This window comes from Streptomyces pilosus (genome assembly GCF_014649835.1).
GTDB lineage: Bacteria > Actinomycetota > Actinomycetes > Streptomycetales > Streptomycetaceae > Streptomyces > Streptomyces pilosus.
Genome location: NZ_BMTU01000008.1, coordinates 18,538 through 31,364 on the forward strand (window position 1 = coordinate 18,538; position 12,827 = coordinate 31,364).

The window sequence follows — 12,827 nt, forward strand, 5'->3', positions numbered from 1 at the left end:
CACCCGGCATCCAGGAAGGCACATGTCCATCAGCAGCAAACGAACCTGGCAGCCCCTCTCCATGACAGCGGCTGTCCTCGGCCTGCTGCTGGTGGGCGTCGCCGCGACACCGGCCCATGCCCGGTCGGTTCGTTCGATGCAATGGCATCTCGACGCCATGCAGGCCGAGGAGATGTGGAAGCGAAGCACCGGCAAGGGCATCACCGTTGCCGTCATCGACTCCGGCGTCGATGACACCCTTGCCGACCTCAAGGGACAAGTCCTCAAGGGTAAGGACTACTCCGAGCAACGGGGTGACGAGAACACCGACATCGCCGACCACGGAACATCCACAGCGGCACTGATCGCGGCCACGGGAGCACGGGGAGCGGAAGAGGGGTCCTACGGTCTCGCTCCAGGCGCCAAGATCCTTCCGATCCGGATGCGGTACTCCACGGAGAACTACGGCCAAGTCGACAGCAAAGCGCAGTACTCACGTGTCCTCACGCAGGCGATTCGTTATGCAGCCGACTCCCAGGCCCAGATCATCAACGTTTCCATGGGCAGTACCAACGCACCGGGCAGGAAGAACGTCGGCACCGAGGAACTGGAGTCCGCAGTCCGATACGCCATCGGCAAGGGCAAGCTGATCTTCGCAGCGGTCGGGAACAGCGGGGACAAGTCCAACCTCGAGGAGTACCCGGCCGCGACTCCCGGAGTTGTGGGCGTGGGAGGAACGGATCAAGCCGGCAAGGTCCTGAAGGAGTCCCAGCGCGGGCACCAAGTCGACCTCACCGCCCCCGGTGGCGACATCGTCAACGCCTGTGCTGAGCGTACGCAGATCTGCAAGGGCAGCGGCACTAGTGCCTCCGCAGCCTTGGCCTCGGCCTCTGCCGCTCTGATTTGGGCTCAGCACCCCGACTGGACCAACCACCAAGTGCTCCGCGTCATGCTGAACACCGCCGGGAAGGCCAGGAGCGGCGAGAAGCGCACGGATTCCCTCGGTTACGGCATCGTCCGTCCCCGCATCGCGCTCAAGAACCCGGGTGATCCGGGCCCTGCGGACGAATACCCCTTGCCGGATCTGGGTGCAGCCGCCCCGAAGACCCCGTCGGACGAAGCGTCACCGCCCACCGGCTCCGGAGGAGGCGACACCACGGCAACGGACGCGCCGCAGCCCTCGACTGCCGTCTCGTCCGACGATGGCGGCGTGAGTACTGCGTGGGTGGTGACCGGCGTCGCAGCCGCAACGCTCCTGGCGGCAGCCGTAGCCGTACCCGCCGCTCGCACCCGACGCCGTCGCTCGACCCCAGTACCGGAAGCGCCGCCCTTTCCGCCCGCCTACTCCCCGTACGCACAGCCGCAGCAGCCCCCGGAAGGCCCCGAGCGAAGCCCACAGCTCTGAGACACCACCGCTTCCGAGCCCGAAGGCGGTCGCACACCCGCTCCGGGCTCGCTGTGCGGTTCCACCGCTCCGGCGCATACAGGCGAAGGGGGCCGCCCGGATCGGGCAGCCCCCTTTGTGGTCGGTGTGGTGGCGTGGGTCAGCCCATCAGCATGCGGAAGCGGGCCGCGTTGCCGTGGTCGGTGTCCTTGTAGCCGATGACGGACTCGTCGAGGAGCTGGGCGATGCGGGCCAGCTTCTGGCACATCTGGTCCATCTCGACGCTGCTGCTGCGCTGGATCTCGGTGTAGGCGGTCTTCGCCTCGCCCTGCCAGGTCTCGGCGACGGCCCTGACCTGGCGCATGAGGATGTCGAGCTGCTCGCTCATCTCCTTGGCCGTCTTGCGGACGTCCATGGCGGCCTGGGTGACGGTGTCGAAGTTGACCGCCGTGCGGTCGTAGTTGACGCTCACTGTGTGTTGCTCCCGGATGCGGCGGTGTCGGTCAGGCGAGGTCGGTGATGCGGCTGGAGACCTGGTAGGAGTTGTCCACCCGGCGGATCTCCGAGACGCGCTCCTGCTCGTTGGCGCTGAAGCCCTTGACGCTCATCCGCATGACGTCCTCGAGGTCGACGAGGTCGTCCTGGAGCTTCTTCAGGTGCTGGTTGACCCCGCGCTGGACGGAGTCGAACTCCTTGCCCGCGGCGCCCTGCCAGCCCGCCTGGATCATGTCGACGACGGTGTTGAGGGACGTCACCCTCTTGCTCACGTCCGTGTGGAAGTCCTGGATCTTGTTGGCGAGATCCGTAAGGTCGGAGTCGCTGTAGTCGACGCTCATGTGTCTCTTGCCCTCCTTGTGCAGTGCCGGTGGCCGTCGCCACCGTGACGGGTCGCCATGGACGGATGTCCAGGTGTCCTGGCGGGCAAGAACCGCTGCCTCCCAGCGCGACGCGTGGTCGCAGCGTCGCGCCGCCCCCGTGCGGTACCACACGCGTGGCACCGGGAGCCACTTTAGTCACTTGGTGTGGGTGTTCCAACTGCAAAGCGCGCACAGCCCAGTTCACGGCCGGTACTGTCCGCCAGAACCGTGTGATCCGGTCGTGGGACGGACATGCCCCGCGGGGGCCCAGTACCGTGACCGGGGATCGTTCGTACGTGACGAAAGGACACCGTTCCGCCATGGCTGATCTGCCGGACCGGGAGCGCGAGACGCCCGAGGACATCAAGGCGCGCAAGGAACGTGAGCGGGACGAGCTGTACGCGCTGGACATCTCCGGCGTCGAGTGGCACTGCGCTCCGGGCACGGAGGAGCACGAGGAGCGGGTGGAGATCGCCTACCTGCCCGACGGCGCGGTCGCCATGCGGTCCTCGCTCGACCCGGGGACGGTGCTGCGTTACACGGAGGCGGAGTGGCGTGCCTTCGTCCTGGGCGCGCGGGACGGGGAGTTCGACCTGGAGCCGTCGGCGGGGAACGCGGCCGGCGCCGACTGAGCCCTGCCGGACGTCACGCCTCCCGCTCCCCCCGGCGGCGGCGCAGGTCCCGCAGTGCCACCGCGCCACCGGTGATGACGGTGACCAGGACCGCGGTGACGCCCAGGGCGTAGGCGGCGTGCCGTTCGTCGCGTTCCGCCGCGGTCTCGGCCAGGGAGAACGGGGCGACGTCGGGTGACTGGGCCCTGGCCACACCGGGGTCGGGCGTGGGAGACGAAGGGGGATCGGTGAGGCCGGACTCCTGGACGGCGCGGACCGGGTCGACCACGCCCCAGCCGACGAAGTCGTCGTGGCCGTTGACCGAGCGCTCCGCCGTCTGTTCGATCCGCGTGACGATCTGGGCCGGGGTCCAGTCGGGGTGCTTCTCCTTGAGGAGGGCCGCCACCCCGGCGACGAAGGGGGCCGAGAAGCTGGTGCCGCTGTCCGTGCACTGCCCGCCGCCGGGGACCGTGGAGACGATGTCGACCCCCGGTGCTGCCACTCCCACGAAGGCACCGGCCTGGGAGAAGGCGGCGCGTTCGTTGTTCCGGTCGGAGGAGGCCACGGCCAGGACGCCGTCGAAGGCGGCGGGGTAGGTCTTCTTGGCCTTGCCGTCCAGGCCGTCGTTGCCCGCCGACGCGACCACGACGACGTCACGCGCGATGGCCTTGCGGACCGACTCCGCCAGGGCGGAGGTGGCGGAGAGCGGTTTGGCGGTGTCCTGGGAGATGTTGATGACGTCGGCGCCGCGGGCCACCGCGTGGTCGATGGCCCGGGCCATGCTGTCGGAGTCGCCGCTGCTGTCGGCGTCGTTCTGGCGGATCGGGATGATGGTGGCGGCCGGCGCCAGGCCGACGAACCCGGTTCCTTCGCGGGGGCGTGCGGCGATGATGCCGGCGACCTTCGTCCCGTGTCCCACCTCGTCGTTGGTGGGGTCGGCGCCCTTGCCCGGGGCGAGCAGGTCCAGCCCGGCCGCCTTGTCGACGGCGGCGGTCAGCTGGGGGTTGTCGTCGTCGACGCCCGTGTCGATGACGGCGACCCGGACGCCCTTGCCCTGGCCGGTGTCCTGCCAGAGCTCGTCGAGCAGGACGCGCTGGAGGGACCAGGGGCGGGCCTTGAACTGCTGCTTGCTGGGGTAGGTGCACTCTCCACTGCCGTCGAGTCGGAGCGTCCCGGGCGGCGGTTCGGGCACCGCGTGGGCGGGGGTGGGCGGAGCGCCGCCGAGTGCGGTCAGCAGTGCGGCGGTGGCCAGCAGGGCGGCCTTCGTGGGCGGCACCGGTGCGGTCCCTCTCTTCTCCGTCGTCCGTGGTCCGTGCGTGCGGGGCCGGCGGTTGTCCGCCGCCCGGGGTGCCCGGGTCACGAACCCTGTGGCTGACGTGCGCTGTTGGTGTCCAGCCGCGGGCCCTTGGCGAGGAACTCGGACCAGGCCAGCGGGATCCGGGCGGGCCTGACGTTCTGGTAGCCGAGCTTGACCTGGGCCTCGCTGGGCTCGGGTGCGGTGTCCTGCCCCTGGCCCGCGTCGCCCCTCTCCTTGGCGCCCGCGCCGATGTCGGAGGATGCGCTGTCACTGTCCCCGTTCGCCTGGACGGCGTACCGCAGTCCGGTGTCCGTCACCAGGAAGAGGGACCCGGCGTCGGCGGCCGTGCCCTGGATCTGTGTGTAGAGCTGACCGGTTCCGGGGGTCACGTACGTGCTGGTGCCGTCGGCCGTGATCTCGACGGGGTAGCCGCTGCCCGCCCAGGTGCTGAGCACCGTCGAGTTGTCCTTGCCCACCTCGCGCAGCACGCTGCACACCGTGTCCCGGCCGCCGTCGGGGGAGTTGACCTGCCGGGCCCGGAGTGCGGGCCAGTCGGCGGGCTGCCCGGCGAACGTCCTGGAGTCGGCGGTGAAGTCCTGGAGGCCCACGGTGCGGGCCTTGCCGTCCATGTTCAGCACGGCAGTCTGCGGTGAGGAGATCAGCAGCCAGGCGGTGAACTCGCTGACGGGCTGCACCTTTCCTGGCAGGACGACGAAGAAGCGGGTTCCCTCGCCGGTCTCCGTCCTGAGGACCGTGCCGACCCGGTTCTCGTCCGCCGACAGCTGTCCCGGGACGCCCGCCGGGTCGCCGACGCCGGCGGGGAGCCGAGGGAAGCGGATCGGGTCGCCCGTGTGGAGGGTGGCGAGCCATTCCTCGGAGACGAGCTGGGGTGTGCGGGAGCCGACGAGGGCGATGGTCAGCGGGTCGGATTCCGCGCCGGTGACGGCGTACGAGGTCCCGCGGGCGTCGACGAGGTGGCGCTCGCCGCCGCGGGTCTTGACGTACAGGGTGTCGCCGCCGGTGAGCCGGCCGGAGCCCTCGGTCTTCTTCCTGTCTGCGTCGGCGAGCACGAACGTGGCCTCCTGGACGGTGCTGTCGCCGTCCTTGCCGCCGGGCTGCGCGCAGACGGCCCAGCGTTTGGCGCGGCCGGCCTCGTCCGCGGAGGGCAGCCGGTCGGGGGCGTAGGGGATGCCGAGGATGGGTCCGCGCCGCAGTTCGCCGGAGTCGAGGATCTTGTCGTCGACCTGGACCACCTTGTACCCCGCGTCCTTCATCAGCAGGCGCGCGGAGGCGTGGTTGAGCACCGGGTGCAGGCGGGTGTCGCCGTCCGTCTCGAGGACCACGTACCGGGTCGTCGACTGCTTGCCGACGATCACGCGCGTTCCGGGCTTGTCCCAGTCGGGCGGGGCGGTGGGCTTGAACATGCCCCAGGCCCCGAACACTCCGAGCACCAGCGCGCCGACCACCAGGCTCGGCACGACGGCCCGCAGCGGGCGGGGGGCTCCCTCCTCCGATCCCGAGGGTGAGGGCTGGAGGAACGCGGCCAGCATGCGCCGCTTCGCGAACGTGTAGGCGTTGAGTTCGTCCCGCCGTGATGCCATGAGTGACTGCCGCTCCCCGTTACCGCCCCCGGGGTCCGAGTCCCGGGCCGTCCGTTGTCGGACCGGCCCCCTACTATGCCTGGTGATCGTCGGTGTGCGTGGGGCAGGTAGGGTTCGGGCTCCTTCCGGGCCGCGCGGGGCAGTTGGCCGGGGTGTCGTGAGCAGATCGGGGGATGGTGTGAGGGCTTCGGGGACGCGGGTGCGTGGCCCGGCGGGGGCGCGGGGGCCGTCCGTGGGCGGACCCGAGGGGGCGGTGCCGCCGTCGGTGTCCGGGCAGCCTTCGCGGGCCCAGCCGCGTCTCAGGGAGCGTCCGGGACAGGGCGGTTCGTTTCGGTTGCAACGGCTCGTGCTGCTGGAGATCGCCGGAGCCGTGCTGCTCGTCGGCTGGGTGACCGGTCCGTTCGGGCTGGTGCCTGCCGTGGTCGTCGCGGGGGCGCTCGTGGCGCTGGCCGTGGTCCGTCGCCGTGGCCGCTCGCTTCCCGAATGGCTGGCCACCGCGCGGGCGTTGCGTGCGCGGCGGAAGCGGGCCGCCGTGCTCGAGGTGCCGCCGGGGACGGAGCCGGGGCTGGTGCCGGTGCTCGAATGCGCTCCGGCCCTGCGCACGTACGCGCACGGGGCGCGGGACCGGCGGCCGGTGGGGATCATCGGTGACGGCACGTTCGTCACGGCGGTCGTGCACGTGGAGGCCGACTTCACGGCGCTGCGCGCGGAACGCGGCAGGCGGCCGCTGCCGTTGGGGCTGGTCCGGGACGCTTTGGAGGTCGACGGGATCCGGCTGGAGTCGGCGCAGGTCGTGCTGCACACCCAGCCCGCCCCCGCACTGCATCTGCCCCCGCAGTCCGTGGCGGTCGCCAACTACGCGCCGTTGCAGGAGCAGGTCGAGGCGCCGGCGGTGCGCATCACGTGGGTCGCGCTGAAGCTGGATCCCGAACTGTGTCCCGAGGCCGTGGCGGCGCGGGGTGGCGGATTGGTGGGGGCGCAGAAGTGTGTCGCCCGCGCGGCTCATCATCTCGCCAGCCGGTTGACGGGTGCCGGTTTCCGGGCGTCCGTGCTGGACGAGGAGGAGTTGGTCGCGGCCCTCGCGACGTCGGCGTGCGCCAATCCGCTGGTGACGGCGGAGGCGGGGCGGACGGAGACGAGGGAGCGGCGGACCGAGGAGTCCGGCCGCAGTTGGCGCTGCGACAACCGCAGGCACACCTCGTACTGGATACGCCGGTGGCCGGGGGCCGGTGACGACGGGGGGCCGTCGCTCCCCCGGTTCGTCGCCCGGGTGACCGCGGTGCCCGCGCTCGCGACGACCTTCAGTCTCACCCTCTCCGGCGGGGCGGGGCGGGAGGTGTCCCTGTGCGGGCACCTGCGGGTGACGGGACGCAGTGACGACGAACTGGTGGCCGCCCGGCACGCGCTGGAGGATGCCGCCCGCCGGTCCGGGGCGGGCCTGGCCCGCCTGGACCGGGAGCAGTTGCCCGGCATGCTGGCCACGCTGCCGCTGGGAGGTGCGCGGTGACGACGCCCACGACGGGGACGGCCGGTGGGCCGTCGGCGCAGGGTGCCCCGGACGGGGGCGCCCCGCCCGCGGCCCGGCGGGCGGGGGCGGGCCGGCTGCTCAGCGGCTTCGGGCTGCTCGGGCCGCGGCACGGACGGCACACGCTGTCCGCCGACGAGGTGGACGCGCTGACGCTGCCCATCGGCGACGACGGGGTGATCGCCGGAGTGGACGCCGAGGGCCGGCCCGCGGTACTGGGACTCAACCGGCCCACGCCGTACGACGTCGTCCTGATCGGCGGATTGTGGACGGCGCAGGTGCTCGCGCTGCGGGCGGCGGCGACGGGGGCGCGTGTCGCGGTGGAGACGGGCCGCCCGCAGGCGTGGCTGCAGATGCTGCACGCGATGGGCGGCGGGCAGAACGGTCTGGCGGTGTACGACGTGGGCCGTGTGCCGCCGCAGGGCGCGTCCGCGGGGACGCCCGTCCTGGTGGTGCGGGACTGCGGGACGCGGCCGCCCCGGGGGCGGGTCGTCTCGGGGCCCTGGCAGTCGCTGCTGACCCTGTTGCCGTATCTGAGTCCTGTCGCTCCCGGGCTGCTGCGGCGGGCCAGGCTGGCGGGCATCCAGCGGGTCTCTCCGGACGAGGCGGCGGAACTGGGCCGCGCCATGGGCCTGATACCGGCCGAGGTGGAGTCCCTGCCCACCCTCGCGGACGGTGTGACGCTCTGGTGCGCCGACGGCGACCGGCGGTACGTGACGACCCGGCCCACGGATGCCGAGACCGGGCTGCTCGGCATGCCGCGCCGGATGGACTGACCGGAGCGGGGGAACGCGAGACGCCGTTCCCTCACCCGGTGTTCACCCGGCGCCCACACCGCCGCCGGGCTTGCCCGGTTTGCGGGTGGATGTCGGGCGGCCGTCCCTCGGCGGTGTTCCGCCGGGAACCCTGAGGGCCGAGGGTGGTGGGTGGACGGGCCTGCCGATGTGGGGCGTGTGGTGATTAGGCTGGGAGTGGGCGTGACGCCGGAACCCGTGAACCGGGCGGCGGCGTCCCGGGAGAGGGCGGGGAAGACCGGCGGCGCCGGAGGATCCCGCACGACCTCGACCGGCTCAGGACCACCGCGAAGTACGCCGGACGACAGACACGGTCGCCGCAGCGCGGCATGAGGGTGCACGACCAATCAGGAGGAACTGTGAGCAGCGATCGGGACGGGACGCGCGGGGGCTGGGCCACACCCGGCGATGACCAGCCCGACGCGGAGTCAGCCATCGAGACAACGGGCGAGTTCACCATCGACTACGCGCCGCCGGCCTGGTACACGCAGAACGCCGCGGGGAGTTCGGGCCCGGGGGCGTCGTCCTCGTCGTCCGGTCCCTCCGATTCCCCCGGTTCCGCCTCCCCGTCCTCTTCACCCCACCTTCCGGCGTCCCCGCCCGTCGAGCCGCCCGCGGCGCCGGCCGCCGGGGGGCCCGTTCCGCCCCTGCCCGGGCCTGTCCCGCCGCCGCACGCGACGGGGGCGCCCGACCCGGCGTCCGCGCCGGGCGGTCCCTTCGTTCCTCCCGCGCCGCCGTCCGGGCCGCCGGTGGCCGTGCCCAGGCTTCCGGTGGGAAGCGGGTTCGAACCGCAGCGCCCGGAGGCGGACGCCGTGCCGGACGCCGGGGGCCCGGATCCCGGTGCGGTGGCTCCCGCCGGTCCGCCGGAGGGCACGGGAGACGGCGTCCCGTCGCCGTGGTCCGCGCCGCAGGCCTCCCCCGAGCAGCCGGGACAGCCGGAGGTGACCGGCAACGGTGATCTGGAGAGCGGCGCCACGATCCGCTTCTCCGCCGCCGCGTTGAAGCGGGAGATCGCACAGCGCGAGGCGGACGACGAGGTGTCCGCGGACGCGGGCACCACCGCGGACGCGGACCCCACGACGGACGCGGGGGTCACCGCGGACGCGGGGGCCGCCGCCGGTGGCGAGGCCGCGGCCGACGTCGGCGCCCCCGGTGGGAGCGAGGGTCCGGCGGCCGCCGGCGAGGAGGTCCCGGCGGAGCCCGCGGAAGCCGGGGCTGCCCCCGGTGACGGGCCCGGTGACGCCGGGAGCCCGGCGGAGACCGGGGAGGCCGACGAGCCCTCCGGTGCCGCGGCCGGCGTCGGTTCCCCCACCGGGGACGCGGTCGCGCACGCGGACACTAACGACGAGGAACCCGGCGCGCCGGTGACCGACGGGACCGGCGACGCCTCGGCGGCGGAGCCGGAGGCCGAGCCCGAGGACGCGGTGCCCGCGGAGGACGTGCCGGCCCGGGTGCCCGAGCCGGAGGACGCCGAGCCGCTCGTGCCCGGACCTGCGTCCGCCGACGTGGCTCCCGCCGCGTCCGGTGACGAGGACGGCCCCCGGGACGCCGTCCCGGCACCGGCCGACGCCGCGCCCGCCTGGACTCCCCCGGCACCCCAGGTGCCCCCGGCCCCGACGGCGTACCCCGCCGCGCCCGCGCCCGCCACCGAGTGGCCGGTACAGCCGCCGCAGGCACCGGCGCAGCCGCAGCCCGGGGCAGCGCAGGACCAGCCCGCCGTCCCGGCCGGGCAGCCGCCGTTCCAGCCGCAGGCGCCGCAGCCCGCGCCCGCCGCCTGGAACCCGCCGCCGGCCGCTCCGGCCCAGCCCGGGCACCAGCCCGCCGCGCAGCCCGGTTACGGCTTCCCGCAGCCCGGCGCCGTCGCCCAGCAGCCCACCGCGCAGCCGCCCGCCCAGCCGCCGGCCGCCGCCCCGCAGGCCCCGCAGGCCCCGCAGGCCCCGCAGGCCGGGTACGGCTTCCCGCCCGCCGGTGCGGTCCCCCAGCCGCCCGCGCCCGGCCCGCAGGCAGGACACGGCCTCCCGCACCCCGGCGCTCCCGCGGCCCCCACTCCCCCGGCCGCGAACCCGCCGTCCCCCCAGGCCGGTTACGGCTTCCCGCAGCCGGGCGCCTCCGCGCCCCAGCAGCCGCCCGCCCAGCCGCCGGTGAACCCGTCGGCCCCCGAAGCGGGTTACGGTTTCCCGCCCGCCGGTGCCGCACCGACTCCCCCGGCCCAGCCCGGTGGTTACGGCTTCCCCCAGCAGCCTCAGCAGCCCCAGCACCCCGGCGTGCCGCCGCAGGCGCAGCACCCGGAGGCACAGCCCCCGCAGGCCGGGCAGCAGGTGCCGCAGCAGCCCGTCGACCCGCGGGCCGGTGCCGCCTGGCCGCAGCCCATCCGGCACGACCAGCGGCAGCCGACCAACCCCGGTGCCGCACCGCTCGGTTACACCGCCGCCGTGGAGCTGTCGTCGGACCGGCTGCTCAACAGCAAGAAGCAGAAGGCGAAGAGCAGCCGGCCCGCGTCCGGCGGGTCGCGTTTCAAGCTGGGCGGGAAGAAGGAGGAGGCCGAGCGGCAGCGGAAGCTGGAGCTGATCCGCACGCCGGTGCTGTCCTGCTACCGCATCGCCGTCATCAGCCTCAAGGGCGGTGTCGGCAAGACGACCACGACGACCGCGCTCGGCTCCACGCTCGCCACCGAGCGGCAGGACAAGATCCTCGCGATCGACGCCAACCCGGACGCCGGGACGCTCGGCCGCCGGGTGCGGCGCGAGACCGGGGCCACCATCCGTGACCTGGTCCAGGCGATCCCGTACCTCAACTCCTACATGGACATCCGGCGGTTCACCTCGCAGGCGTCCTCCGGTCTGGAGATCATCGCCAACGACGTCGACCCCGCCGTGTCCACGACGTTCAACGACGAGGACTACCGGCGCGCGATCGACGTGCTCGGCAAGCAGTACCCGATCATCCTCACCGACTCCGGTACGGGTCTGCTCTACAGCGCCATGCGGGGTGTGCTGAACCTCGCCGACCAGCTCATCATCATCTCCACGCCGTCGGTGGACGGTGCGAGCAGTGCCAGTACGACGCTGGACTGGCTGTCCGCGCACGGGTACGCGGAGCTCGTCTCCCGGTCCCTCACGGTCATCTCCGGGGTGCGCGAGACCGGCAAGATGATCAAGGTGGACGACATCGTGGCGCACTTCCGGACCCGCTGCCGGGGCGTGGTCGTCGTGCCGTTCGACGAACATCTGGCCGCCGGTGCGGAGGTCGACCTCGACATGATGCGGCCGAGGGTGCGGGAGGCGTACTTCAACCTCGCCGCGCTGGTCGCCGAGGACTTCGTCCGCCACCAGCAGTCGCACGGGCTGTGGACCTCCGACGGCAACCCGCCGCCGGTCGCCGCCCCGCCGCTGCCGGGCGGGCAGGTCCCCGGCCGGCCGCAGGTCCCCGGCCAGCCGTACGTTCCGGGTCAGGCCGTGCCCGGACAGCCGGACGCGTACCCGCAGCAGCCGCCCGGACAGCCGGGCCCGTACCCCCAGCAGCCGCCGCCCGGGCAGCACTACGCCCACCCGGGACAGCCGCCGGTGCCGCCCGGGCAGCAGTACCCGCAGGTCCCCGGGCAGCCCCATCCCCCGCAGCCCGGCCCGCAGTAGGCCCACGCACGGGCGGCGTCACCGTCCCGAGAACGCCGGAAGCGGCCCCTCGCGAGGGGCCGCTTCCGGCACGTACGAGTCCGGCTAGGCCGGTGGTGCGGCCGCGGCCACGAGCTCCCGGCAGCGCTGGACGTCCTCGGCCATCTGCTCCAGCAGACCCTCGATCGTGTCGAACTTCGCCTGCCCGCGGACGAAGGCCAGGAAGTCGACGGCGACGTGCAGGCCGTACAGGTCCAGGCCGACGCGGTCGATGGCGTACGCCTCGACCGTGCGCTCCGTGCCGTCGAACTGCGGGTTGGTGCCGACGGAGATCGCGGCCGGCATGGCCTCGCCCTGGGCGTGCAGCCAGCCGGCGTACACGCCGTCGGCCGGGATCGCGGTGTGCGGGAGCGTCTCCACGTTGGCCGTGGGGTAGCCCAGGTCGCGGCCGCGCTGGGCGCCCCGGACGACGATGCCCTCGACCCGGTGCGGACGGCCGAGGATCTCGGCGGCGCCCCCGACCTCGCCCTCGGCGACGAGGCGGCGGGTGAGCGTGGAGGAGAACGGCTCGCCGCCGCCCGCCTCACCGCTGACGTACAGGTCGACGACCTCGACGTCGAAGTCGTAGATCCCGCCCTGCTCGGCGAGGAAGTCCACGGTGCCCGCGGCCCTGTGGCCGAAGCGGAAGTTGGGGCCCTCGACGACCGCCTTGGCGTGCAGCTTGTCGACGAGGACCTTGACCACGAAGTCGGCCGCGGACAGCTTCGAGAACTCGGTGGTGAAGGGGAGGATCAGGACCGCGTCCACCCCGAGGCCGGCCATCAGCTCGGCGCGCCGGTGGTGCGGTGCGAGCAGCGGGGGGTGGCTGCCGGGGCGGACGACCTCGCTGGGGTGCGGGTCGAAGGTGACGACGACGGCCGGGACGCCCAGCTCGCGGGCCCGCTCCACCGCATGCCGGATGATCAGCTGGTGTCCGCGGTGGACTCCGTCGTAGGAGCCGATGGTGACGACGCTGCGCCCCCAGTCCTGGGGGATGTCCTCCAAGCCACGCCAGCGCTGCACTGTGCCTGCTCCTTGTCGAAACCTTGCCGGACGGACCCGGGTCCGCGGACTTCTCTGCGCAGGTCTAAGGGTGCCATGCCGCATGCTGTCCGCCCGCATCGGCATG

10 protein-coding genes are annotated in these 12,827 nt (G+C 73.4%); 5 read left to right on the top strand and 5 right to left on the bottom strand.

Translation table 11 applies throughout. From position 1 onward, the window contains the following. Window positions 1-22 precede the first annotated feature (22 nt). The gene (gene mycP / locus IE118_RS20535; RefSeq protein WP_189559445.1) at window positions 23-1,384 is read left to right on the top strand and encodes a type VII secretion-associated serine protease mycosin; all 1,362 of its coding nucleotides are present in this window, start codon (window positions 23-25) and stop codon (window positions 1,382-1,384) included. A 139-nt stretch (window positions 1,385-1,523) separates the two neighbouring features. Here the strand turns inward: mycP (IE118_RS20535) and IE118_RS20540 are convergent, their stop codons facing one another. Then, on the bottom strand, window positions 1,524-1,835 hold the full coding sequence (locus IE118_RS20540) for a WXG100 family type VII secretion target (RefSeq protein WP_189559446.1): 312 nt from the start codon (window positions 1,833-1,835) through the stop codon (window positions 1,524-1,526). 31 nt (window positions 1,836-1,866) lie between these two features. Then, entirely contained in the window at window positions 1,867-2,199 is a 333-nt protein-coding gene (locus IE118_RS20545) for a WXG100 family type VII secretion target (protein ID WP_189559447.1), read from the bottom strand. Between the two features lie 341 nt (window positions 2,200-2,540). Between IE118_RS20545 and IE118_RS20550 the strand changes: the two genes are divergently transcribed. Then, window positions 2,541-2,852, top strand: coding sequence for a DUF397 domain-containing protein (locus tag IE118_RS20550; protein ID WP_189559448.1), 312 nt, complete (start codon window positions 2,541-2,543; stop codon window positions 2,850-2,852). A gap of 13 nt (window positions 2,853-2,865) precedes the next feature. Here the strand turns inward: IE118_RS20550 and mycP (IE118_RS20555) are convergent, their stop codons facing one another. Beyond that, entirely contained in the window at window positions 2,866-4,107 is a 1,242-nt protein-coding gene (mycP, locus tag IE118_RS20555; protein ID WP_189559449.1) for a type VII secretion-associated serine protease mycosin, read from the bottom strand. A gap of 80 nt (window positions 4,108-4,187) precedes the next feature. Beyond that, a complete protein-coding gene (gene eccB / locus IE118_RS20560) occupies window positions 4,188-5,729 on the bottom strand; it encodes a type VII secretion protein EccB (protein WP_189559450.1) in 1,542 nt (513 codons plus the stop codon). A 178-nt stretch (window positions 5,730-5,907) separates the two neighbouring features. Here eccB and eccE point away from each other — a divergent pair, with 178 nt between their 5' ends. The 3 genes from eccE (at window position 5,908) to IE118_RS20575 (ending at window position 11,680) form a co-directional block, all read left to right on the top strand. Next, window positions 5,908-7,236, top strand: a complete 1,329-nt coding sequence (eccE, locus tag IE118_RS20565) for a type VII secretion protein EccE (protein ID WP_373298401.1) — start codon at window positions 5,908-5,910, stop codon at window positions 7,234-7,236. Next, complete coding sequence (locus IE118_RS20570) at window positions 7,233-8,030, top strand: hypothetical protein (protein ID WP_189559451.1); 798 nt, start codon at window positions 7,233-7,235, stop codon at window positions 8,028-8,030. The genes eccE and IE118_RS20570 overlap by 4 nt, the downstream gene beginning before the upstream one ends. 377 nt (window positions 8,031-8,407) lie before the next feature. Continuing rightward, window positions 8,408-11,680, top strand: a complete 3,273-nt coding sequence (locus tag IE118_RS20575; RefSeq protein WP_189559452.1) for an SCO5717 family growth-regulating ATPase — start codon at window positions 8,408-8,410, stop codon at window positions 11,678-11,680. 84 nt (window positions 11,681-11,764) lie between these two features. On the opposite strand, the gene IE118_RS20580 is transcribed toward IE118_RS20575, so the two are convergent. Then, window positions 11,765-12,721 carry a bifunctional riboflavin kinase/FAD synthetase gene (locus tag IE118_RS20580; RefSeq protein ID WP_189559453.1) on the bottom strand — a complete coding sequence of 319 codons (957 nt, stop codon included), beginning with the start codon at window positions 12,719-12,721 and terminating at the stop codon, window positions 11,765-11,767. Window positions 12,722-12,827 lie beyond the last annotated feature (106 nt).